Raw genomic sequence first — 23,405 nt, 5'->3', positions numbered from 1 at the left:
TTCTTGCTCGGCCTCAGCGATGCGGGCGGTCAGGTTGTCGCGGATCTCCTCCGGCCGGCCGCGCTGGGCCGGGTCCGGCCGGAGGAGCGCGGCGAGGTGATGCCTCACCGGCTGATCGGCGCCGCGGATCGGCACTCAGCTGGTCGAGGCCTCCACCGAGACGCATCGGTGGAGCACGGAGCCCGTCTTGCCGGCGGGACCGTTGATCCTGATCACCGGCCTGATGTTGGTCCTTCCAGGACCCACGGTGATCAAGGCGAAGGTCGATCGAGTCTCGGCGAACTCCTGATGATTGGCGAAGTTGGCCGGTCCGAACGCCCCTTCCGACTTAAGGGAGTCGTTCAAACTGTAAGTGAGTCGCATCTCGGCACCCGCCTCAACGGAGACGTCCGCGGTGACCTCCACCTTTACTGTCGTCGTAGCCGGAACGTCGACGAAGACCGGGTTATCGAGGAGGCCCACGTACACGGCCGAACTCGCGGTAAGCGGGAAACCGCGGGGATCGCACATCGCCTGGCTGAGGGGAAGGGCGGCGGCCGGTCGGCTCAGCGCGAATGTCGTGATCGCCGCAGGCCCCCCTCACTGCAAGGGCGTTCCATCCAGTTCCACAACGAGGAACGGCCGCACGGGACGAAGCGGAGGCCGAGATACCGCAAGGGCACATACTCCTGCGCCTGGAGCCCCGCTGGCTCCTAGAAGCATGGCAAGCTGTATCGGCGGTCTTCCACATGGTCGTAGATAGCGCGCAACCACGGCTCACGAGCCGCCGGTAGCCGCGCCAGCGTGTGGAGGAACACGCCTACATCAGGTCTGAAGGGCCTCCATGGCAGCCGTGGCGGCGGATCGTCGCGGCGGACAATGTCGGGCATCCCTGCCGCCGCGAGGGTAAGACGCCGATCGTCATTGAAGGCCATGTACGTCCACACGTCAGCCGCCAGCGGCACCACCGCTCCCGCGCCGCACGGCCACACCTCGCCGCTTTGCGGATGCCGCGGCACCAGGGCGATATCCGCGGTCACGCCGGACAGGCCAGGCCCGGCCAAGACGAGGTTCCGTGCCGACGGGCCTGCAGGGAGCAGCGTGTCGAGCGCCTTGCGAAAAGCCTCGGCGACCGGTCCGTCAGGGACGGCAATCCGCTGGCCGCCTGACAACGCCAACAGGTGTGCCAACGCCACCGCGACCGCTGCTTCCCACCGTGGGCTCCACCATCCGGGCTGCTCAACGGGCGGTGTGGCCGGATAGGCCGTCCGCAGCGCCTCCCAGCCGACCACCGTGCACGCGGGGCCATCGACGCAGACGGGTCGTACGGCACTCGGATCCAGCCACACCACCTGCCAGAACCCGCAGTCATCAATGCGGGTCGCCACCGCACGCCCGCACTCCACACACGCGAGGTTGGCGCCGTTCCGGCCGTCCAGGCCACAGCAGCAGCCATCACAGCGCTCTCGGATGAGGACGGTTCGTCGGACATCGCCGGGCGCGATCCCGATGATCCCCGAGGGTCCATACGGCAGGGAATACACCTGTAGGTACACGCCACCGGCTGCCGCCTCCTCCCAGACCCGCCATGGCGGGTCGGAGGCTTGGGAATGCACCGCGTACGTTCCGGGCTCCAGAAGTGCGGGGAGCAAGTCGTGGCCGTACTTCTGATCGGCGTGGTCGGGAAGCGCGACCCGCGACACCTTCGCGGTCAAAACGGCACCACACCCCGCGCATGCGAAAACGACCAAGTGCCCCTCTCATGTCTCAACGATTCGATAGCAGCCTCTGATCTGTGGTAGCCGAGGCATCAGCTGATCCAAGTGCATGGAGTCGCCGGAAACGACATCATTCCCGAACTCATGTGCCGACGACGGGTGAATCCTGGGTCTGGCAGGAATCCCGGAAATTAGCCAGAACCGGAGCACTTGGCCGTTGACATTCGGTTGGGCGCGGGTGTTGTGCCGACCGTCGATCGCCGCGTTCTGCTCACTCAGTGTGCCCGGCTCGGACCGGGACGCCCGCGCACGGGTCCCGGCAGGGTCCGTGCCGATAAGGCGTACGGCTCCCGTTCCCGCCGCGCCTACTTGCGCAGGAGCGGTATCACCTGCACGATCCCGGAGAAGACCGGACCGCCCAGCCGTAACGGTGGTGGGTCGGCGGCGTGCGCGCTTCGCCTGCGCGGGCACCGGAAGGCCGCGTCGGCTGAGGCCTGTAGCTCTATGAGGCGGTGAAGTGTGGTCGTGGCTGCGTCAGGCAGACGATCGCGGGGATCGGGAAGAGCATGAGGTAGAGGTTCGGCAGCCACCAGGCCAGTGAGAAGTCGCCGCGCAGGGTCCAGAACGCGATCGCCATCAAGCCGGACGCCATGGTGAGCACGAGCGAGACCAGCATCAGGCCTGGACCCGACCGCGACGCTCGGCGCAGGAGGTACAGGCTGGCTAGGCCGGTGGCGCTGGCCAGCAGGTCGATCCAGAGAAACGACCAGTTCCAGTCGGCCATTACCGGGTTGGTGTAGTCGGCGAACGCCCATTCGGGCGGGATCGCACCCAGCCCGGTGATGGTGAAGTAGACGACGAATGCCAGATCCGTGAGCAGCATCAACGCTTTAGTGGCGCGTAGCACGGTCGATCGCCTCCATCAGGTAGCGCCTGGTGTGTTCGTGCAGTGCTGCGTCTGGTTCGCCGAGGCCGAGAAGCCTGGCCGCCCACCAGCCGTCGATGGCCAGCCGTACCGCCGTCGCCGCAGCCGGATCGATGCCGTCGTCGGTCAGTCTGGCCTGCCAAGCAGCGAACCGCTCTCTCAGCGGCGCCAGACCTGCCGGGTCCACGAGCACCGCGGCCAGCAGTGCTGCGGTCACCCGGTCGGCCGGAGTGTTGGTCGCGGTGTGGTGTTCGGGGATCGTCGCGTTCAGGTAAGCGCGCAGGAAGTCGCCCGGCTCGGCGCCCACCTCGGCCAGTGCCTGGTCGAAGGCCTTGATCAGGCGGTCGACCATGGCGGCGACCAGTGCCTGCTTGGTGGGGAAGTGGTAGAACAAGCCGCCCTTGGACACGCCTGCCTGCCGGGCCACCGCTTCCAGCGTCAAGGCCTCGGCCCCCTTGGACAGCAGCACCTCGGCCGCGGCGTCGAGCAGTCGCTCTTTCGAACTGAGACGAGGCACAAAGGAAACTATACCGGCCAACCGGTATAGTTTGCTTTTGTTGAGGTGGCCGGCAGGGCCCCGGTGAGACCTGGGGCGCAGGGACTATTTCCTCACGTGCCGGTTCTCAAGCACTGCGCCATGCGATGACGTGTGTCACCGATCTCCACTGGTGAGGCATCCGCCTGGGCGGCCTCGGCAGCCGATCGTCCAGCCGCCCCGCCTACGGTGAGCAACCGAGTTGGCATCGTTACGACGGCGCACGGCCCGCACAGTCTCGGTCTCGCCCACGGCGCCGGCGATACGGCCACCTGGTTGAGGAAGCCCAGCGTGGTGCACTCCCCCGAATGGCACCCGGACGAGCGCATCCCTGGCCCCTCGCCCCCGGGGAGGAACTCCCGCTCCGGCGTGGCCAGGAAGCCGTAGCGCGAGACGCTACTTGAGGATCTCGAGATGGTAGTCCGACTTCTTGTGCGACCAGTGCTCACCCGTCATTTTGCGGCACCGCCAACTCCCCTGCCACTGCTTGCCCTCGACCATGCACTTGTTGTAGCCCGCAGTGGTGAGCGGATAGGCCGCGACGTATTCCCAGACGTCGGCGCTGGCCGGAGCCGGTACGAACGCGCCGACGGCGGCCGCTGCCGACACCGCGACCGCCACATTCCTCACCTTGTTCCACATCCTGAAGTCACTCATCCTTTCTCGATTGCACAGAGAGCCTCGCAGCCGGGGCTTCTGTGTCTCTTCTCTGTTGCTTCCGGCCGAGTTCCGTTGCGCGGATTTCCGTCAGCTGTGCGGCGACGCGAGGGATCCTGGCCGTGACAAGCCCTCTTAGCGCGGGCCAGAGCCCTCATCCCCGCCTCCGCCTCCCGACTGAATCAAGCCGACGTCGCCTAAGAGCACCTGTCGCGAGCCCGTGAGATGGCGGCGCGGGTTGGCGAAGGGCGCAATGATGACAACACCGAGTTCGGACCGGCCAACGTCGCGCTGCATGAGGTGGCCGTGGCGGTGGAAGTGGGCGAGGCCGGTCACGCGCTGCGCGTCGGAGCCGCAGTAAACGCCTCGACGCTGTCGGCGGAGCGGCGGGCGCGGCTGGCCGTTGATCTGGCTCGCGCGCATGCGCAGTGTCGTCAGGTTGATGAGGCGGTGGCCCAGCTCCTTGAGGATGAGGCCATCGCTCCGGAACAGATCAGATCGTGCGGCAACTCGCGTCGGATCTGTTGTCGATGCAGGATCCCGCGTCGACTGAGCTGCGGGAACTGGCAGACCGAGTGGGTGCCTGGAAAACACCGCTGCGGCGGGTGGCAAAGCTACGAACGTCCAAGGTCTGGGATCTGGGCAGCGTCTGGCTCTACGACGCTCCTTGGAGAGGACGACCGCGGACTGCATACAATCGCGAGTTTCGCACCTGCTATCCGTCTCGGGTCGGCCACGGTCAACAAGGGCCATGCAGGCGAAGCCTGCCTGGAAGGGGCGTCCGAGCGCAGCGAGGTCCTTCAGGGGTCGGGGCTTTGGCCCGACTGGAAGCAACGCCTGAGCCCTGAAAGGCGCGAAGCGCCCCCAAGCGAAGCCCGTTGTGCGCCGAAGGCGCCCCCAAAAGAGCGCCCGGAGCGAAGCGGAGGCCCTTTTTGGCGGGGCGGGCATCAGACGGGCAACCACCGAATCGGGTAACGGGTGGGCGCGAGACAGGTCAGGGTCAGCGGGCCAGGTCGCGGCTGATCACCAGCCTTTGGATCTGGTTTGTGCCCTCGAAAATCTGCATAATCTTCGCCTCGCGCATGTACCGCTCCACCCGAAACTCACGCGTGTACCCATACCCCCCGAACACCTGCACCGCGTCCGTCGTCACCTTCATCGCGGCGTCCGTGGCCACCAGCTTGGCGACGCTGGCCTGTCGTCCGTACGGACGGCCGGCGTCGCGGCGGCGGGCCGCGTCCAGGTACGTGGCGCGGGCGCTGTCCACGGCCACCGCCATGTCCGCGAGCAGGAAGCCCAGACCCTGGTGGTCGATGATCTTGCGGCCGAATGTCTGGCGTTCCTTGGCGTAGGCGACCGAGGCGTCCAGTGCGGCCTGGGCGAGGCCGGTCGCGCACGCCGCGATGCCGAGGCGGCCGGAGTCGAGGGCGCTGAAGGCGATGGGCAGGCCCTGGCCCTCCTCGCCGAGCAGGCGGTCGGCCTCGATGACGGCGCCGTCCCAGTGCGCGCTGGTGGTGGGGATGGCGTGCAGGCCCATCTTCTCCTCCGGGCGGCCGAAGGTCAGGCCGTCGGCCGCGCCGGGGGCCAGGAAGCAGGAGATGCCCCGGCTGCCCTGGCCCGTGCGGGCGAACAGGGCGTAGAAGTCGGCCTTGCCGCCGTGGGTGATCCACGCCTTGTTGCCGGTGATCCGGTAGCCGTTCTCGACCTTCTCCGCCTTGCAGGTCAGGGCGGCGGCGTCGGATCCGGCCTGGGGTTCGGACAGGCTGTAGCCGCCGACGAGCCGGCCCGCCAGCATGTCGGGCAGCCAGCGTTCGCGCTGCTCGGGTGTGCCGTAGGTGGCCACGGGGAAGCAGGCGAGGGTGTGCACGCTGGTGGCCACCGCGACGGCGGCCCAGCGGGCCGCCAGCTCCTCCAGCACCTGCAGGTAGACCTCGTACGGCTGGCCGCCGCCGCCGAACTCCTCCGGGTACGGCAGGCCGAGCAGTCCGGCGGCGCCGAGCGTGGCGAACAGGCCCTCCGGATAGGTCTCGGCCCGCTCATGCTCATCGACCCGGCTCGCCAGCTCTTTGTCGGCGATGTCCCGGGTGAGGGCGATGAGGTCCTCGGCGTCCTGGGTGGGCAGCAGGCGGTCGACGGTCACGTTCTCTCCAGAGGGCTGGGCAGCAAGCGGTCGACGGTCACGTTCTCTCCAGAGAGCGGGGTCCGGTGGGCTCGCTCAGCTGCGCGAGGGCGGTCCTGGCGCGATCGCGGAACTCCGCGACCCGCGCGAGCTTGATGTCCTCATACCCGCGAACCGCCTCCGGCAGCGCCGCGATCGCGGCCACGGCGTCGGCGGTCGCCGGGCTCAGCCGGGCGAGAGCGTCACGCATCAGGTCACGGTACTCGGTGATGATCGCCCGCTCGACGCGGCGTACTCCTGCGTACCCGAACACGTCGAACGGCGTACCCCGCAGGAACCTGGCGGCGCGCAGCACGCGGAAGACGACGTTCGCCGAGCGGCGCAACCTGATCTTGCGCTTCATGCCCAGCGCGCGCAGCAGCGGCGGGTGCAGCAGCACCGACACGACGGCGTCAGCGCCGAACTCCCGCTCCCGTCTGGCTCGCTCGGCCGGGTCCAGGTGCAGCCGGGCGACCTCGTACTCGTCCTTGTAGGCCATGAGCTTGTGCAGCCCCTTGGCGTAGGCGAGGGCGATCGGCGCGGCGGCCTCCTCCCCCGCGCGGTCGGCGGCGAGCGCGGCCACGCGGCGCACGTCCTCGGCGTACCGGGCGGCGTAGGCCGCGTCGCGGTAGCCGGTCAGGTCGGCGATCCGCGTGGCCAGGGCCTGCTCGAACGTCTCGGCCTGCGGAGCGGGAGTCTCCACGGCCGCCAGCACCGCCTGGCGGTCGGCGACGGCGGCCCGGCCCCAGCGGAACGCCGCGAGGTTCTGCTCGGCCGCGGCCCCGTTGAGCCGGATGGCCCGTTCGACGGCCTCGGCGGACACCGGCAGGCAGCCGTGCTGGTACGCGGCGCCGACGAGCAGCATGTTGGCGGGCATGTGGTCGCCGAACAGCGCCTCGGCGAGCCCGTGAGCGTCGAGGTAGAGGTTGTCGGCGCTCCGGGTGGCCGACTCGACGCGGGTGATCGCGTCGGCGGGCGAGTCCGGTACGGTGACGCGGCCGGTCACCATGGCGGCGGTCGGCACGACGGCGCTGCTGACCACGGCGACGGTACGGTCCGGCGCGGCGACCGCCAGGTTCGTGTCGGCCGCCGCGCCGAGCAGATCGAAGCCGATCAGTACGTCGGCGGTGCCGCGCGACGCCTTCGGGGAGCCGGCGATCGGGTGCGGGGAGATGCGGACGTCGCTGACGACCGGGCCGCCCTTCTGCGCCAGGCCGGTCTGTTCGAGGCCGGCCGCGTGCAGGCCGTCGAGGTGGGCCGCCATCTGCAGGATCTGCGAGACCGTCACGACGCCCGTGCCGCCGATGCCGGGCATCCGCAGCAGCACCTCACGGCCGGGGAATCGGGTGATCGGCTCGGTCAGCTCCACCGGAAGCTCCAGAACCGGCCGTGCACCGAGTGCTTGGATCGGCCGTGGTCCACGATCCGCCGAAAGCTCCGGGGCTGGCCGCGCCTTGCCCGGCTTGACCAGCAGGAACGATGGGCAGTCGCCCTTGAGGCAGCTCAGGTCGGAGTTGCAGGACGGCTGGTGGATCCGGGTCTTGCGGCCGTACACGGTCTCGACGGGCTGCACGGACAGGCAGGTCGACACCTCGCCGCAGTCGCCGCACCCCTCGCAGACCCGCTCGTTGACCACGACCTTCTCCACGGGTACGGGCAGTTTGCCGCGCTTGCGCAGCCGGCGTTCGTCGGCCGCGCATCGGTCGTCGTGGATGAGCACGCTCACCCCGTCGAGCTCGGCCAGCTCCTTCTCGGCCGCCGCCAGCCCGTCGCGGTGCCGAACCGTGGCGATCGGCGCGAGCCGGACACCCCGGTAGGTCTCCGGTTCGGGGGTGGTGATCACGATCCGGCGGACCCCCTCTGCGGCCAGCGACCGCGTCAGCGCGGGCACGTCGAGCCGGCCTTCCGCGCGCTGCCCGCCGGTCATGGCGACCGCGTCGTTGTAGAGCAGCTTGTACGTGATCCGCACCCCGGCCGCGACGGCGGCCCGGACGGCCAACGAGCCGGAGTGGTGGAAGGTGCCGTCGCCGAGGTTCTGCACGAAGTGCCGGTCGTCGGTGAAGGGGGCCAGGCCGATCCACTGGGCGCCCTCGCCGCCCATCTGGGTGAGGCCGACCTGGTTGCCGCGGCCGGCGCCGTCCAGGGCGATCATGGCGTGGCAGCCGATCCCGACGCCGACCAGCGTGCTGTCCGACGTACGGGTGGAGGTGTTGTGCGGGCAGCCCGAGCAGAAGTACGGCGTGCGCGCGGCGACCACCGGCAGCAGGCGGCGCGGCTGCGGCTTCCGGGCGGGAGCCAGGTGGACGGTGGCCCGCGGCAGCGTGTCGGCGAAGGAGGCCAGCGCCTTGGCCACGTCCTCCGCGCCGAGCGTGCCGCGGGGGGTGAGCAACTCGCGCCCGACGACAGCGGGGGTGCGGGCGACGTCGTAGAGCGCCTGCTTCAGCTGCCCCTCCAGGAACGGCACCTTGTCCTCCACCACGAGCACCCGGTCCAGGTCCGCGGTCATGGCGGCGAGGTCGGCGGGCGCCAGCGGGTACGGCATGCCGAGCCGGATCAGCCGCAGCCCCAGGTCCTCGATCGCGGCCTCGTCCAGCCCGAGGTCGGCCAGCGCCCGGCGTACCACCGCGAAGGACGCGCCGGAGGCGACAATGCCCAGGCGGGCGTGCGACGAGCCGGCCACCACCCGGTTCAGGCCGTGCGCGCGGGCGTAGTCGCGGGCCAGGTCGAGCCGCCGGGTCAGCATGTCGTGCTCGGCGTCCAGCGCGGCCGGGCCGACCAGGGCGGCCGGCGTTGGGCGGCTCGGGTGGTCCGGGGCCGGGATGCCGTCACGCAGCGAGCCGAGGTCGACGGTGGCCGACGCGTCCGCCAGGTCGGCGACGATCTTCAGGCCGGTCCACAGGCCGCTGGCGCGCGAGAGGGCGACCGCGTGCAACCCGAACTCGATGATCTCCGCCACCGAGCCGGGCGCGAGCAGCGGCACGCACAGGCTCTGGCACATCGGCTCGCATGTGCTGGGCACGGTCGAGGACTTGCTGCCGGGGTCGTCGCCGATCCAGGCCACCGCGCCGCCGAGCGCGGCGGTGCCGGCCAGGTTGCCGTGGCGGATGGCGTCGGCGGCCCGGTCGAGGCCGGGGCTCTTGCCGTACCAGAAGCCGGTCACGCCGTCGTGCCGCCGGCCCGGCAGGCGCTCCAGGAGCTGGGTCCCCGCCACGGCGGTGGCGGCCAGCTCCTCGTTGAGGGCCGGACGGACGACCACGCCCGCTGGGTCGAGCAGCCGGGCGGCCCGGCCCATCTCCAGGTCGACGCCGGCCAGCGGCGAGCCCGGGTAGCCGGAGACGAACACGCGCGTGTCCAGCCCGCGCTCCTGGTCCAGGCGGCGCTGTTCGAGCGTCAGCCGGACGAGGGCCTGCAGGCCCGACATGAGCACGCGACCGTCCGCGGCCGTGTACTTGTCGTCGAGGGTGACGCTCATGCGGGCCTCCCTGGGGTTCGTGGAGACCCCAGCACAGCAACGCGGGCGGGCATCGCGCAAGTATCGGCCAAGAAGACACGACAAAGACGCAAAACCTTTGCGGCCTCGGCCTCTTTCGCTATGGTTCTTTCCATCAAAAACCGAGGAGTGCCCACATGCCAGAAATAGATGACATTGATCATCGGGTGTTGCGCCTGCTGCGCGAGGACGGGCGCCGCACCTTCTCCGACATGGCGGGCACGATCGGCCTTTCCGTGGCCGCGGTCAAGCGCCGGGTGGACCGGCTCAAAGAGCTCGGTGTCATCACCGGTTTCAGTGTGCAGATCGACTACGCCAAGCTCGGATGGGGCATCGAGGCGTTCACCGAACTGCGTTACGCGGGCACGACGCCGGTGAGCGAGATCGTCCGCACGGCGACCGACGTGGCGGAGGTTCAGGCCGTTTTCACCATCGCCGGCGACCCCGACGCGCTGATCCACGTACGGGTCCGCGACCTCGGTCATCTCCAGCAGGTCATCGATCACCTGCGCCGCGCCGGGAACGTCACGGGCACCAAAACGCTGTTGGTGCTGGGCTCGTGGACCCGCGACGCACTGACGCCGCGACCGCCCCGGATAGCGGGAATGAAATAGCTCGCTATGCAATTAGGCGAGCTTTCTTTGTCCTGGCTATCCACCGCCCCAGGGGTGCGCCGGACAACGGCACCATACGCTACAGTACTCATTGTCTTCTCGCCTCTGAATTCGGAGCACCAGCATGGCCAAGCAAATTCAAGAGATCTTCCTTGACGACCTCGACGGATCCGCCTTGTCGTCCGAGAACACAATCAGGTTCGGCCTCGACGGCTTTGCCTACGAGATCGACCTGTCGGATAAGAACGAGGAGAAGTTGCGCAAAGCCCTTGCCCCGTTCCTGGTCAAGGCGCGTCAGGTCCGCAAGGAGCGCGGTGGCAAGGTCCGTCGCGGAGTCGGCTCGGCACGCTCGGTCAGCCGCGACAAGTCCACCGAAATTCGCCAGTGGGCGAAGCAGGCGGGACTACCCGTGAGCGAGCGCGGACGTATCGCCGCGACCATCGTGGAGCAGTACGAGGCGGCTCACTGAGATTGCCGCTCCGGCAATCACCGCGGCGATAATGACCGGCACCTCCTGAATTCGAAATGCGCCCGCCCATCGGCCTTTGGCCGCCGCGACGGCGGGTGCGCGGCGGGAGGATGGCGATCAGAGTCGGCCGGCTGCCTTTAAGGCCGTACGGCCCGCCGGTCCAGGCGAGGGGACCGGTGGCGCAGCCGTCAGCCGACGTTGCCCAGACACTCCAGATTCGCTCCGAATGTCCGACCGCCTGACCGCTAGGCCGCTTGACCAAAGCTCCTCAGGCGCGGGTCGACAACCCCCCAGACGACCCCTCAGGCAACCCCCTCAGGCGCGGGTCGACTCCCGCAGCACCAGGCTGCACGGCATCCGCCGTACCCCGCCCTGATGCGGCACACCGCCGATCACGTCCAGCAGATGCGTGGCGGCCGCCCGCCCGATCTCACCGAGGTTCATGTCGACCGTGGTGAGCGGCGGCCGTGAGCCGAGCGCCATCGGCGCCCAGTTGTCGAAGCCCACGAGCGCCACGTCGTCGGGAATGCGCCGGCCCCGATCCCTGAGCGTCTCGGCGACCCCCCTGGCGATCTGGTCGCTGCCGCAGAACACCGCGTCCACGTCCGGCTGGGTGCGGAGCAGGATGTCGGCGCCCTGCCGCCCCCACTCCTCCGACCACTCCCCGAACAGCGTCTCGCCCGCCGCCGTCGCCCCCGCCTCCGCCAGGGCGTCGGCGAACCCCGCCGCGCGGGTCCGCGCGGCCAGGAACCGCTGCGGCCCGGTGATGTGGCCGATCCGCCGCCGCCCGGTGGCCAGCAGATGCCGTACGGCCAGGAGGCTCCCGCCCAGATCGTCGGGGATCACCGAGAAGTCGGTGGGTTCGGTCGACTGGGTCATGGCGTAGACGACCGGGACGGGCAGGCCGGTGCCGATGCTCGGCCGGGGCTCGGTACGCCGGCCGGTGACGATGATGCCCTCCACCCGCCTGGCCAGAAGACGCTCGACGTAGTGCTGCTCCCTGATCGGGTCGTCGCGCGTGTCGCACATGAACACCGAGATCTGACCGGCGCCCAGCGCGTCCTCGGCGCCGAGCATCACCGGGATGCTGAAGCGCCCGAAGCTGTCGCACGTCACCAGGCCGACGGTGAAGGTACGGCCGTGCAGCAGGCCCCGGGCGAGCGTGTTCGGCCGGAACTCCAGACGCTCGGCGGCGGCGATCACCCGCGCCCTGGTCTCCTCGCGCAGCCGGCCCTGGCCGTTGAGCGCCTTGGACGCCGTGCCGATCGACACTCCGGCGGCCGCGGCGACCTCACGAATGGTCACTGCGCGCTGGGAAAATTCAGACAACCGGTTTCCCTCCCTCGACATCCTGGTCACGGTCCAACTACCCAGAGGGTTGACCAGTGATGTGTAACACCTTACTGTTCGCCAAGGAAAGCCTATTCCCCATGTGCGAGGAGTTCGATGGACCAGGCCTGCGGCCCTGCCGTACCGACCGCGGAATCTAAGGCCGTGCAGCGGCCGCTGGGCATCCACGACGTCGTGATCACCGGTGGTCCGTTCGGGCGGTGGCAGAGCGTCAACCGCGCGGCGAGCATCCCGCTCGGGCTGGAGCAGATGGAAGAGGCGGGCAGCCTGCCCAACCTGCGGCTGGCCGGAGCCGGAGGAGCGGGCGAGGGCGAGTTCCGGGGCTACCGCTTCCAGGACTCCGACCTGTACAAGCAGCTCGAGGCCGTCGCCTGGGAGCACGCCAGGCGCCCGTCGGCGGAGTACCCGGAGTTCGTGGAGCAGGCGGCCGAGGTGCTCAAGCGCGCTCAGCGGCCCAACGGCTATCTCAACTCCCACTATCAGGTCGTCAAGCCGGACAAGATCTACGCCGAGCTCGAGTACAGCCACGAGATGTACTGCGCGGGCCACCTGTTCCAGGCCGCCGTCGCCGCCACCCGCGCGGGCACCGGGGCGGAGCTCCTGGAGGTCGCCCGGAAGTTCGCCGACCACCTGGCGGAGGTCTTCCTGCGCGGCGGCAACGACGGCATCGACGGGCACGCCGAGGTCGAGACCGCGCTGGTGGAGCTCTACCGGGTCACCGGCGAGCGTTCCTACCTGGACCTGGCCGCGAAGCTGATCGACAACAGGGGCAAGGGGCTCATCCGCGACAGCGGGCTCGGCATCCTGTACGCCCAGGACCACCTGCCGGTCAGGGAGGCGGACACGGCGGTCGGCCACGCGGTGCGCCAGCTGTACCTGGAGGCGGGCATCGTCGACGTCTACCTGGAGACCGGCGACGAGTCGCTGCTGGAGTGCTCGATCCGGCGCTGGGAGGACCTGGTCGCCACCAAGACCCACCTGACCGGGGGCATGGGCAGCCGCCACTCCGACGAGGCGTTCGGCGACCGCTGGGAGCTGCCGCCGGACCGCGCCTACAACGAGAGCTGCGCGGCCATCGCCAGCATCCACTGGAACTGGCGGCTGCTCCTGGCCACCGGCCACGGCCGTTACGCCGACCTGATCGAGCGCACGCTCTACAACGCCTTCGCCGCCTCGACGTCGGCGGACGGCATCCGCTTCTTCTATGTCAACCCGCTCCAGCGCAGGGACGACCACGTCGAAGGAGCCTACGCCGGTCGGCGGCGCGAGTGGTTCGCCTGCGCCTGCTGCCCGCCGAACATCATGCGGCTCGTCTCCTCCCTCGGCGGCCACGTCGCGACCTCCGCCGAGAACACCCTGCTCGTCCACCAGTTCATGCCGGGGACCGTCACCGACGGCGCGCTCGCGCTGGCCGTCGCCACCGACTACCCCTGGGACGGCCGCGTCACGTTCACCGTGGAGCGCGCGCCCGGAACTCCATGGTCGCTGGCGCTGCGGGTGCCCGCGTGGAGCGCCTCCACCACGGTGACGGTCGGGGGCGAGTCGGCGGCGGCCGTACCGGACGAGCGCGGCTACGTCGTGCTGACCCGCGAGTGGCGGGCGGGCGACACCGTCGAGCTGGAGCTGGACATGGCGCCCCGGCTCGTCCACCCGCACCGCCGCGTCGACGCCGTCAGGGGATGCGTCGCCGTGGAGCGCGGGCCGCTCGTCTACTGCTTCGAGCAGGCCGACCAGGCCGAAGGCGTGGACCTTCCTGATCTGGCGCTGCCCGCGGGCGCCGAACTGCGCGTCCTGGACAAGGACGACCTCGATGGCGTCGGGCGCACCGTCCTGATCGAGGCCGACGCCCAAGTCGTTTCCCAGCCGGTGGGCGGCCTGCCGTACACCACCACACCCCCCGGGGAGCTCTCGACCGGCTCCCGCGTGACCGCCACGGCGATCCCCTACTACCAGTGGGACAACCGCGACGGCCGCGGGATGCGGGTCTGGATCCCCCTCGCGTAAAGGAATCACCCCATGAATAGACGTGATCTCTTCAAGATCGGCGGCCTCGCGGCGCTCGGCGCGGCGGCGGCCGCGTGCGGGAACGGCGGCGGCAGCAGCTCGAGCGGCGCCAAGCAGCTGCAGTTCATGTACTGGGGCTCCACCTTCGAGCAGAAGGCCGTGGAGAAGATGCTCAGGCAGTTCGAGCAGAAGAAGCCGGGCGTCAAGGTCAAGGCGCTGTTCACCCCCGACGAGTACGACGTCAAGCTCAACACCCTGGTGGCCAGCGGCCGGGTGCCGGACGTCGGCTACGTGCCGATGGCCATGTCCTTCCGCTTGGCCGAGCAGGGCAAGCTGGTCGACCTGTTCCCCTATTTGAAGAAATATCCGCAGCTGGCTGGCTATCTGCCGGATGCCTACCTCTGGTACGGCCAGGACAAGCTACACGGCGTGGCCACGGCCAACGAGGTCGAGCTGCTCTGGTACAGCAAACAGGCCATCGCCGATGCCGGCATCGCTCCCCCACCGGCCGACGCCGCCTCCGCCTGGACGTGGGACCAGATGGTGCAGAACGCCTACAAACTCACCATCGACCAGAACGGCAAGCATCCCGACGAGTCAGGCTTCGACCCCAAGCAGATCAAGCAGTTCGGCATCTCCAGCAGCATCACCTATGGCGCGGCCTGGTACGGCTTCCTGCGCAGCAACGGCGGCGACTTCGCCGACGAGGCCGGCAAGCGATGCCTGCTCGACTCACCCGAGGCGATCAAGGTGTTCCAGAACCTCCAGGACCTCATCTACAAGCACCGGGTCATGCCCGGTCCCGGCCAGCTCGCGGCCACCGGCGACGACGTGCCCGGCACGAACATTCTCCTCAAGACCAAGCGCGTGGCCATGGTGGTCGACGGCCACTGGTCGCTGCTCGACATGAACGAGAGCAAGACCGACTTCGGCCTCGGTGTGCTGCCCAAATACGCGGAACCGTTCACCGCCACCCAGGTGGCGGGCGCGTCGGCGGTATTCGCCGGGACCAAGCACGTGGAGGAGGCCGTCGAGCTGTTCGCCTTCCACAACGACCCGCGCTACGTCGACCTGTACAAGCAGGGCCTGTGGATGCCGCAGGAGAAGAAGTACTACGAGGACCAGGCGTCCATCGACTCCTGGATCAAGAACGACCAGCACCCGCCGGAGTTCAGGACCGCGGTCGTCGACTTCGCGCGCGACCACGGCGTGCCCGTGTTCGGCAACCGGGTCAAGAACATGTCCGTGATCAGCAGCGACGTGCTCGCCCCCGCCCTGCAGGAGATCGAGTCCGGCAAGCGCCCGGCGGGTGAGATCCTCAAGGCGGTCGCGCCGAAGATCACCGGGATGCTGCAGGGCTGGCAGCACACGCAGGCGCTCTGATGCGCCGGTTCGAGACGCGGTGGGGCATCCTCATGGCGTTGCCGGCCATCCTCGGGTTCGCCATCTTCACCATCGGCCCGATGGTCGCCTCGTTCTTCTTCAGCCTGACCGACTGGCAGATCGGCGGCAGCCCGTCGTTCGTCGGCCTGGACAACTACAGCAGGATGGTGGACGACGAGCTGTTCTGGAAGTCGCTGAGCGCCACGACGTACTACACGCTCGGCGCGGTGCCGCTCACGCTGATCGTCAGCTTCGCGGTCGCCATGCTGCTCAACCAGAAGGCGCGCGGCCTGTCGCTCTGGCGGACGATCTTCTACCTGCCGACGCTGGTCCCGGCGATCGCCAACGTGGTGCTCTGGATCTGGATCTTCAATCCGGACTTCGGGCTGCTCAACTCGCTGCTGCGCCAGACCGGGCTGCCGACCTCCCAGTGGGTCTACAGCGAGGAGATGGCGATCCCGTCGCTGATCATCATGAGCACTTGGGGCTTCGGCAACACCATGGTGATCTTCCTGGCCGGGCTGCAGGGCGTGCCGCGCCACCTGTACGAGGCGGTGTCCATCGACGGGGGCGGCCCGTTGCGCCGCTTCTGGCACGTGACGCTGCCGATGATGACGCCCACCATCTTCTACAACCTGGTGGTGGGCGTGGTCGGTACCTTCCAGGTGTTCAACCAGGCGTACGTGATGACCGAGGGCGGGCCCAACCACGCCACGCTCTTCTACGTCTACTACCTCTTCCGCAAGGCCTTCACCGAGAGCGAGATGGGCTACGCCAGCGCGCTCGCCTGGGTGCTTTTCATGATCATCATGGTGGTGACGTTCCTGATGTTCCGCAACGCCCGCCGCTGGGTCTACTACGAGATGGCAGGTGCCCGATGACCACGCTGGCGGCGCGGGAGAGGACCCGCGCGAAGGGCGTGGCGCCGACCCAGGGCCTGCGGCGGCCGCGCAGGTACGGCAGGGCGCTGCTGTACGTGGCGCTGGCCGCGGGCGCGATCCCGACGCTGCTGCCGTTCGTCTGGCTGGTGCGCAGCGCGCTGATGACCGACAGCCAGATGTTCGTCGCGCCGCCGGAGTGGATCCCGCGCCCGTTCCAGTGGTCGAACTTCGGCGAGGCGCTGACCGCCCAGCCGTTCGGCCTCTACCTGGTCAACACGGTGATCATCGCGGTGATCTGCGTGCTCGGCACGGTGTTCACCTGCTCGGTGGCCGCCTTCAGCTTCTCCCGGCTGCGGTGGAAGGGGCGCAACGTCGTCTTCGCGCTGCTGCTGACCGGCGTCATGCTGCCGTACGCGGTGACGATCATCCCGACGTTCGTCATGTGGCAGGAGCTGGGCGCGCTGAACACCTTCGTCCCGCTCACCGTGCCCGCCTGGTTCGCCGGGGCGGGCGGCGGGGTGTTCAACGTGTTCCTGCTGCGGCAGTTCTTCCTGACGATCCCCTTCGAGCTCGACGAGGCCGCCTACATCGACGGGGCGTCGCCGTGGCGGGTGTACTGGACGATCGTCATGCCGCTGTCCAAGCCGGCCATCATCGTGGTCACCATCTTCACCTTCATCGGCACGTGGAACGACTTCCTCGGCCCGCTGCTCTACCTGCAGGACGAGGAGAAGTACACGCTCTCGCTCGGGCTGGCCTCGTTCCAGAGCGTCTTCATCACGCAGTGGGGCTACCTGATGGCGGCCTCGGCGGCCGTCATCGTGCCCATCGTGGCCCTGTTCTTCTTCCTCCAGCGCTACTTCATCGAGGGAGTCACGCTCACCGGCATCAAGAACTGAAAGGTGTCACATCATGAAGCGATTAACCGTCGCGCTTCTGCTGCTGAGCTCCTTGTTCGTCGGAGTGCAGCCAGCGCACGCCCTGTCCGCCGCCCAGGTCGTCGACATGTTCGGCAGAACGGTCAACACCTACGGCGTCAAGCTGGTCGACTGGGAGGGGTACCTGGCCAACCCGTACATCCAGCTGACCGTCAAACCCCCGCAGGACGCCCAGTTCCCCGTCACGATCGACCTCAAGGCCGAGGGCACCTCCCGGCTGATGATGGACCTGCCCAGCCAGCTGACCGCGACGGGCGCCACCAAGACGCTGACGTTCGCGAACGCGTCGGAGCAGAAGACGTTCAAGCTGGAGATCGCCTCCAAGCGCGGCGCCGGCCAGGACGAGATGCACACGCTGCGGCTGGCGATCAGGGACGGCAGCGGCGCGACGTTCCAGCAGTCGATGCCGATCAGGGTCCAGCAGGACGAGAAGACCGCCCTGCAGCCGACGATCCCGATCACCTTCGACTACCGCTATGACACGGTCACCGGTTACTTCTCCGACCCGGCCTTCAGGACCGCCGCCGAGGAGGCCGTCAAGGACTGGTTCAGGTTCTTCGACGTGACGCCCTTCGACACGGTGGCGGCCGGGGCGGAGAACAACCACCTGCCGGGCAACGACTGGCAGAACGAGATCACGGTCACCAACAACGCCGCCTACAACGGCATGTACGTCTTCTTCAGGGGCATCCAGTCGCCCTACTCGACCGGCTACCCGGCCGCCAACGGCAAGTACTTCACCAGGAACGGCCAGCAGGTCGCGGGCCCGCTCCACCGCTCCACCGCGATGATCTTCGAGTACGACGAGGCGAACAAGCAGCTGTTCACCTCCCTGGCCGACGAGGACTGGTACAAGACCGACATCGCCGGCTCGGTGCTCGACGTGCACGGCCTGGTCATGCACGAGTACGGCCACGCCGTCGCCTACCACAGCGACTGGGCCGGCATGCGCTCCTACGTCAGCGGCGGCGGCAACGACCCGGACGTCGTCGACTACATGGGCTACGCCGTGCCACTCGACAGCAGCTACCACATCCCCGGCGACCAGCGTAACTGGGACCGGCTCAGCGGGCAGAGCGGCGGCTGGACGCACTACTTCCCGACCCGCAGGTGGATGCTCACCAAGCTCGCCCTGCTGGTGGCCGAGAACGCGGGCTGGAAGCTGAACCGCAACCTCACCCCGTTCCTCAAGCCCTCCATCACCACCACCTCCCTGCCGCAGGCCACGCCCGGCCAGAGCTACCAGCAGACGCTCGCCGCCAAGGGCGGAGTGCCGTTCTACGACTGGCAGGTCACGAGCGGCTCGCTGCCCGCCGGGCTCAGCCTCGACCGGTTCACCGGCGCGATCAGCGGCACGCCCACGACGGCCGGGACCTCGACATTCACCGTGCAACTGCGTGACTACGACAGCAGGAGCACGCCGGTGACCAAGTCGTTCCAGCTCCAGGTCGGCGGCGGTGGCCCCACGCCCGTCAACCTGGCCACGAGCGCGACGCCGTCCGCCTCGTACACCTCGCCCTGGGAGAGCATCGCGGCGATCAACGACGGCATCGACCCGCCGAGCTCCAACGACACCGTCAACCGGCGCTGGGGCACCTGGCCCAACACCGGCGCGCAGTGGGCCGAGCTGACCTGGCCGGCCGCGCAGACGATCCGGTCGGCGGACGTGTACTTCTTCGACGACAACGACGGCGTGCGCCTGCCGGCCTCCTGGAAGCTCCAGTACTGGAACGGCACCGCGTACGTCGACATCCCGGGCACCTACCCGACAGCGCTCAACGCTTACAACCACGTGACGTTCACCGGTGTGAACACCACCAAGCTCAGGGTCGCGCTCCAGAGCGGCCAGGCATCCGTCGGACTGCTGGAAGTGAAGGCATTCGCTTGAGAAGAAAGAGCGCTCAGTGAGAAAGATCGGCGTCGTTACCGTCCTGGCCGGGCTCGTGGGCGCGCTCTCCGTGCCCACGCCCGGCCTGGCGGCCCGCCAGGCGGCCCCGGCCCTGGACGTGTTCGACATCTTCTACCGCAACGTCAACGACCATGGCGTCCGGCTCGTGGACTGGCAGGGCTACCTGGCCAACCCGTACATCGAGCTGACCGTGCGGGCGCCGAAGGTGGCGGGCATCGCCTACCCGCTGACCGTCGACCTCAAGGCCGAGGGCACCTCCAGGCTGATGCTCAACATGCCGAGCGAGCTCACGGCGACCGGCGCGACCAAGACCTTCACGCTCACCGGCCCGGCCGACCGTGAGGTCGTCCGGCTGGCCATCCACTCCAAGCAGGGCCCCGGCCAGGACGAGCGGCACAAGTGGGTCATGAAGACCACGGACGCGACCGGCGCCACGATCACCCAGACGATGCCGATCACGGTCCAGCAGGACGAGAAGACCGCCCTGCGGCCGACGATCCCCATCGACTTCGACTACCGCTACGACACGATCACCCGCTACTTCTCCGACCCGGGCGTGCGCAAGGCCGCCGAGACGGCGGTACGGAACTGGTTCGCCTTCTTCGACCTCAAGCCGTTCGACACCGTCCCCGCCGGGGACGAGGTCAACAAGCTGCCGGGCGACGACTGGCAGAACGAGGTCGAGGCCACCAACGCCAAGCCGTACAACGGCATGTACGTCTTCTTCCGCGGCATCCAGACGCCGTACTCGACCGGCTACCCGACCATCAACGGCAAGTTCCACACCCAGAACGGCAAGCCCACCCCCTACCACCGCTCGACCAGCATGATCCTGGAGTACGACGAGCAGCTCATGAAGCTGGTCAGCTCGCTGGCCGACGAGGACTGGTACAAGACCGACCTCGGCCAGGTCATCGACGTGCACGGCCTGGTCATGCACGAGTACGGCCACGCCGTCACCTTCCACAGCGACTGGGAAGGCATGGCGAAGTACGTCGCGAGCAAGGGCAGGGACGACCAGGAGGTCATCGACTACCAGGGCTACCCGGTCCCGCTCGACACCAGCTATCACGTGCCCGGTGACGAGCCGTACTGGGACCGGCTCAGCGGCCAGAGCGGCGGCTGGCGCCACGTCTTCCCGACCCGGCAGTGGGAGCTGACCAAGCTGACGCTGCTGATCGCGGAGAACGCCGGCTGGAAGCTGAACAAGAAGCTCACCCCGTTCCTCAAGCCCTCGATCGAGACCGCCTCGGTCAAGGCCGGCAAGGCAGGCGCCGCCTACGACCAGCGGCTCCAGGCCAAGGGGGGCGTGCCCTTCTACGACTGGCAGGTCACCGGCGGCGCGCTGCCCGAAGGGCTGGCCCTCGACCGGTTCACCGGCGCGATCACCGGCAAGCCCGCCGCGGCGGGCACCTTCTCCTTCACCGTGCAGCTCAGGGACTACGACAAGCTCAGCACTCCCGTCACTCGCGACTACAAGCTCACCGTCAACGCGTAAGTAGGGCGGCGGCCTCGCGTGGCCGCCGCCCTACTTCACGGAGGATCAGCGCCCGTAGCGGCTCTTCAGGTGCCGCCACCAGTCGCGGAGCATCCAGGCGTCGAAGTCGGTGATCGAGGTCGCGCTGCCGGCCTTCATCAGGAAGCAGCACACCCCCGTCGGAGTCCAGTCGTAGAAGTCATCCAGGCCGAACGAATGGCCCATCTCGTGCAGCAGGATGTGCACATTGTCGGTGTTGAGGTTGCTCATGTAGTACTCGCTGCCGATGCGCTGACCCCAGTCACCGCCCGCGCCACCGCCGAAGCCCGCGGTGAGCCACAGCGACATGTCGTAGTGGTGGGACGCGCCACCGGGACAGTTCGGGTAATTGCCGCTCTGGTTGAAGAAGCGGCCGCACGGCTCGGCGCACTGCGGCGCGTTCTCGCGGATGTTGTTGACGTAGATGTCGACGGAGTTGTCGCTCCACTGGAGCTGGGCGCGGTCGCGCACGGCCCAGCCGACGACCTTGACCGGCACGTTGGTGTAGGGCCAGTTGTTGTGCCCGGCCATCACGTCCATCCACTTCTTGAACTGCCTGGCCAGCGTCGCGTGGATCTGGTCACGCTGGGCGGCGGTCACCGTGGCCGAGCTGTCCCAGCGCACGCAGTAGTTGATCGAGCCGCCGTTGGCCATGACCTGGTCCCAGCCGTAGTTGCGGAAGCCGTACAGGTCGGGATAGGTGCTCTCGACGTGCGCCCAGACCTCGTTGAGCGGCGTGACCAGGTTGGCGGGCGGGTTCCAGGTGCTCGGGCTGCCGCCGCCGCCCGGGTCGTTGGTGAACGCCTTGACCTCCAGCAGCCCGACCGAGCCCTGGCCGCTCTGCAGGAGTACGCGCAGCCGCGTGGTGCTCACCTGGCCGAACGTCACCTTGTTGTAGGTGTTGAGCGCCGTGGGGTAGCCGGTCGCGTTCGGCACGTCGTTGTAGGCGCTGCCGGTCCAGTACTGCAGCTTCCACGAGGCGGGGACGCGCACGCCGCCGTTGTCGTCGAAGAAGTAGACCTGGGCGACCCTGAGCGTCTGCGCCTGGGCCCAGGTCAGCTCGGCCCACTGCTGGCCGGTGTTGGGCCAGGTGCCCCAGCGGCGGTTGACGGTGTCGTTGGAGCTCGGCGGGTCGATGTTGTCGTTGATCGCCGCGACGCTCTCCCACGAGGAGGTGTACGACGCGCTCGGGGTCGCCGTCGTGGCCAGGTTGACCTCGGCGGCCACGGCGGGACCGGCGGGGACGAGGAAGAAGCCGAGTAACAGGATCGGGAGGAATGCCATGCGTTTCATCGCGGTACCTGCCATTCGAGGACGCCGGTCGAGAAGCCGGTCTTCGAGGTGACGCTCAGCCGGAGCCTGGTCGTCGAGACCGCCGTGAACGTCGTGGTGTTGAAGGTGTTGGCCGCCACTCCGCAGGCCGACTGTCCGGGCACGTCCACGTACGCGCTGCCGTTCCAGTACTGGACCTTGCACGAGGCGGGCAGGTCGATGCCCTGGTCATCGTCGAACCAGTAGACGCCGACCCGGTTGACGGTCTGCGCGGACGGCCACTGGTACTCCAGCCACTCGGTGCCCTGGTGGTTCCAGTTGCCGTAGGCGCCGTGGCTGTGGTCGGCCGAGTTGGCCGGGGTGAAGCCGTCGTTGACCGCGCCGAGGGTCTCCCACGGCGAGACGTAGGAGGTGGACGCCGTCGCGCTGAGCGCCAGATTGCCGGGGTTGGCGGGACCCGTCGTCTGCACGACCTTCTGCATGGTGCCGTCGGCGTTCCAGTAGAGCTTGTCGAGCGTCACCGAGCGGCGGAAGTTGCCGCCTCCCGGGCTGCCCGCGTTGTGGTAGACCATGTACCACTGGCCCTTGAACTCGATGATCGCCGGGTGGTTGGTGGTCGAGGAGACCTGGTCGAGCACCACTCCCCGGTGTGTCCACGGTCCCAGCGGGTTGCTCGCGGTGGCGTAGCGGATGCACGCGTAGCCGGGCGCGGAGCAGGCCGAGTCGTTGGCGGAGTAGGCGAGGTAGTAGGTGCCGTTGCGCTTGAACATCCAGGGCGCCTCCCAGAAGTTCGACACGCCGCTCGGCGTGACCACGCCGCCGTCGAGGTTGATCATGTCGGGCTTGAGCTTGGCGGCGCGCAGGCCGTAGTAGGAGCCCCAGTAGATGTAGGCCTGGCCGTCGTCGTCGGTGAAGACGGTCGGGTCGATGTTGAGCGGCGAGGAGTTGGGGGTGCTGTCGCTGATCAGCGGGCCGCCCTTGGCGTCGTGGAAGGGGCCGAGCGGGCTGTCGCCGACCGCCACGCCGATGTCCATCCAGCCGGCGCCGTTGCCGTTGACGGGGGCGTACCAGTAGTACTTGCCGTTGCGCGGCTCGACCTCGCCCGCCCACGCGTCGGCGCCCGCCCAGGGGAAGTCTGAAAGTTTCAGCTTCGCGCCCTGGTCCGTCCACGTCGTCGCGTCGCCGGAAGTGAAGACGTGCCAGTCCCGCATGACGAAGTTCGTGCCGCCGGCGGGCGCCTCGTCGTGCCCCGTGTAGAGGTACATCGTGTCGCCGACCACCAGCGCGGCCGGATCGGCGGTATAGATGGAGGTGGTGATCGGCGCGGCGGCGGGCGCCGGGGCTGCGGAGATGATGACCAGACCGGCGGCGGCCGCCACGGCCATGGTCATGGATTTCAGACGTCTCATGTCAGGGCACTCCTCGTCTGAGCTAGCGATTGCTTGGTTAGCGCTAACATTTTCAATCCCGGATCTGTGCGGTCGTCGGGGCGTTGTCGAGTGTTAGCGATACCACCAAGGTCGTCAAGGCCCAATGTTTACCGCGATGGTCTTGCGGCTAATCGATAGGTTGCTATCGTTTCTTGTCAGGGTATTTCGTGAAGACCG

At 68.5% G+C, this 23,405-nt stretch carries 18 protein-coding genes and 1 pseudogene; 9 read left to right on the top strand and 10 right to left on the bottom strand.

Annotation, left to right across the window (positions count from 1 at the left end; translation table 11 throughout):
• Positions 1–135: 135 nt before the first annotated feature.
• Together AB0C30_RS36880 and AB0C30_RS36875 are read right to left on the bottom strand one after the other, a co-directional pair.
• On the bottom strand, positions 136–345 hold the full coding sequence (locus tag AB0C30_RS36880; protein ID WP_357952793.1) for a hypothetical protein: 210 nt from the start codon (positions 343–345) through the stop codon (positions 136–138).
• 347 nt (positions 346–692) lie between these two features.
• Positions 693–1,694: a hypothetical protein gene (locus tag AB0C30_RS36875; RefSeq protein WP_357952792.1), complete on the bottom strand. Its 1,002-nt coding sequence runs from the start codon at positions 1,692–1,694 to the stop codon at positions 693–695.
• 288 nt (positions 1,695–1,982) lie between these two features.
• Here AB0C30_RS36875 and AB0C30_RS36870 point away from each other — a divergent pair.
• A pseudogene (locus AB0C30_RS36870) lies at positions 1,983–2,105 on the top strand (IS5/IS1182 family transposase); the annotation flags it as partial.
• Between the two features lie 94 nt (positions 2,106–2,199).
• Here AB0C30_RS36870 and AB0C30_RS36865 read toward each other — a convergent pair.
• The 5 genes from AB0C30_RS36865 to AB0C30_RS36845 all read right to left on the bottom strand — a co-directional run bounded on the left by AB0C30_RS36865 (position 2,200) and on the right by AB0C30_RS36845 (position 9,504).
• Positions 2,200–2,580, bottom strand: a complete 381-nt coding sequence (locus AB0C30_RS36865) for a DUF5360 family protein (protein ID WP_357952791.1) — start codon at positions 2,578–2,580, stop codon at positions 2,200–2,202.
• A gap of 7 nt (positions 2,581–2,587) precedes the next feature.
• The gene (locus tag AB0C30_RS36860) at positions 2,588–3,139 is read right to left on the bottom strand and encodes a TetR/AcrR family transcriptional regulator (RefSeq protein WP_357952790.1); all 552 of its coding nucleotides are present in this window, start codon (positions 3,137–3,139) and stop codon (positions 2,588–2,590) included.
• Between the two features lie 414 nt (positions 3,140–3,553).
• The gene (locus tag AB0C30_RS36855; RefSeq protein ID WP_357952789.1) at positions 3,554–3,814 is read right to left on the bottom strand and encodes a hypothetical protein; all 261 of its coding nucleotides are present in this window, start codon (positions 3,812–3,814) and stop codon (positions 3,554–3,556) included.
• Between the two features lie 1,000 nt (positions 3,815–4,814).
• Positions 4,815–5,954 (bottom strand): acyl-CoA dehydrogenase family protein, encoded by a 1,140-nt coding sequence (locus AB0C30_RS36850; protein WP_357952788.1) that lies wholly within the window; start codon positions 5,952–5,954, stop codon positions 4,815–4,817.
• A 37-nt stretch (positions 5,955–5,991) separates the two neighbouring features.
• Positions 5,992–9,504 (bottom strand): indolepyruvate ferredoxin oxidoreductase family protein, encoded by a 3,513-nt coding sequence (locus AB0C30_RS36845; protein WP_357952787.1) that lies wholly within the window; start codon positions 9,502–9,504, stop codon positions 5,992–5,994.
• Between the two features lie 95 nt (positions 9,505–9,599).
• Here AB0C30_RS36845 and AB0C30_RS36840 point away from each other — a divergent pair, with 95 nt between their 5' ends.
• A complete protein-coding gene (locus tag AB0C30_RS36840; RefSeq protein WP_357952786.1) occupies positions 9,600–10,076 on the top strand; it encodes an Lrp/AsnC family transcriptional regulator in 477 nt (158 codons plus the stop codon).
• A 124-nt stretch (positions 10,077–10,200) separates the two neighbouring features.
• Positions 10,201–10,545, top strand: a complete 345-nt coding sequence (locus tag AB0C30_RS36835; RefSeq protein WP_214643165.1) for an Lsr2 family protein — start codon at positions 10,201–10,203, stop codon at positions 10,543–10,545.
• 315 nt (positions 10,546–10,860) lie between these two features.
• Here the strand turns inward: AB0C30_RS36835 and AB0C30_RS36830 are convergent, their stop codons facing one another.
• Positions 10,861–11,850 (bottom strand): LacI family DNA-binding transcriptional regulator, encoded by a 990-nt coding sequence (locus AB0C30_RS36830; protein WP_357952785.1) that lies wholly within the window; start codon positions 11,848–11,850, stop codon positions 10,861–10,863.
• Positions 11,851–12,039: 189 nt separating this feature from the next.
• Here AB0C30_RS36830 and AB0C30_RS36825 point away from each other — a divergent pair, with 189 nt between their 5' ends.
• From AB0C30_RS36825 to AB0C30_RS36800, 6 genes are read left to right on the top strand one after another with little or no spacing between them, the layout of a single operon-like run.
• On the top strand, positions 12,040–13,899 hold the full coding sequence (locus tag AB0C30_RS36825; RefSeq protein ID WP_357952784.1) for a beta-L-arabinofuranosidase domain-containing protein: 1,860 nt from the start codon (positions 12,040–12,042) through the stop codon (positions 13,897–13,899).
• A gap of 12 nt (positions 13,900–13,911) precedes the next feature.
• Positions 13,912–15,282 (top strand): extracellular solute-binding protein, encoded by a 1,371-nt coding sequence (locus tag AB0C30_RS36820; protein ID WP_357952783.1) that lies wholly within the window; start codon positions 13,912–13,914, stop codon positions 15,280–15,282.
• Positions 15,282–16,163 (top strand): sugar ABC transporter permease, encoded by an 882-nt coding sequence (locus AB0C30_RS36815; RefSeq protein WP_357952782.1) that lies wholly within the window; start codon positions 15,282–15,284, stop codon positions 16,161–16,163. Before AB0C30_RS36820 ends, AB0C30_RS36815 begins: the two co-directional genes overlap by 1 nt.
• Positions 16,160–17,062 (top strand): carbohydrate ABC transporter permease, encoded by a 903-nt coding sequence (locus AB0C30_RS36810; protein ID WP_357952781.1) that lies wholly within the window; start codon positions 16,160–16,162, stop codon positions 17,060–17,062. The genes AB0C30_RS36815 and AB0C30_RS36810 overlap by 4 nt, the downstream gene beginning before the upstream one ends.
• A 13-nt stretch (positions 17,063–17,075) precedes the next feature.
• Entirely contained in the window at positions 17,076–18,989 is a 1,914-nt protein-coding gene (locus AB0C30_RS36805) for an Ig domain-containing protein (RefSeq protein WP_357952780.1), read from the top strand.
• Between the two features lie 16 nt (positions 18,990–19,005).
• Complete coding sequence (locus AB0C30_RS36800) at positions 19,006–20,508, top strand: Ig domain-containing protein (RefSeq protein WP_357952779.1); 1,503 nt, start codon at positions 19,006–19,008, stop codon at positions 20,506–20,508.
• Positions 20,509–20,553: 45 nt separating this feature from the next.
• Here the strand turns inward: AB0C30_RS36800 and AB0C30_RS36795 are convergent, their stop codons facing one another.
• Together AB0C30_RS36795 and AB0C30_RS36790 are read right to left on the bottom strand one after the other, a co-directional pair.
• Positions 20,554–21,819 (bottom strand): hypothetical protein, encoded by a 1,266-nt coding sequence (locus AB0C30_RS36795; protein ID WP_357952778.1) that lies wholly within the window; start codon positions 21,817–21,819, stop codon positions 20,554–20,556.
• On the bottom strand, positions 21,816–23,207 hold the full coding sequence (locus AB0C30_RS36790) for a glycoside hydrolase family 43 protein (RefSeq protein ID WP_357952777.1): 1,392 nt from the start codon (positions 23,205–23,207) through the stop codon (positions 21,816–21,818). Before AB0C30_RS36790 ends, AB0C30_RS36795 begins: the two co-directional genes overlap by 4 nt.
• Positions 23,208–23,405 lie beyond the last annotated feature (198 nt).

Source organism: Nonomuraea sp. NPDC048901 (assembly GCF_040649695.1).
In the GTDB taxonomy this organism is placed as follows: Bacteria; Actinomycetota; Actinomycetes; order Streptosporangiales; family Streptosporangiaceae; genus Nonomuraea.
The sequence above is the reverse complement of the archived record's forward strand: the minus strand, read 5'-3'. Positions and strand labels throughout refer to the sequence as shown.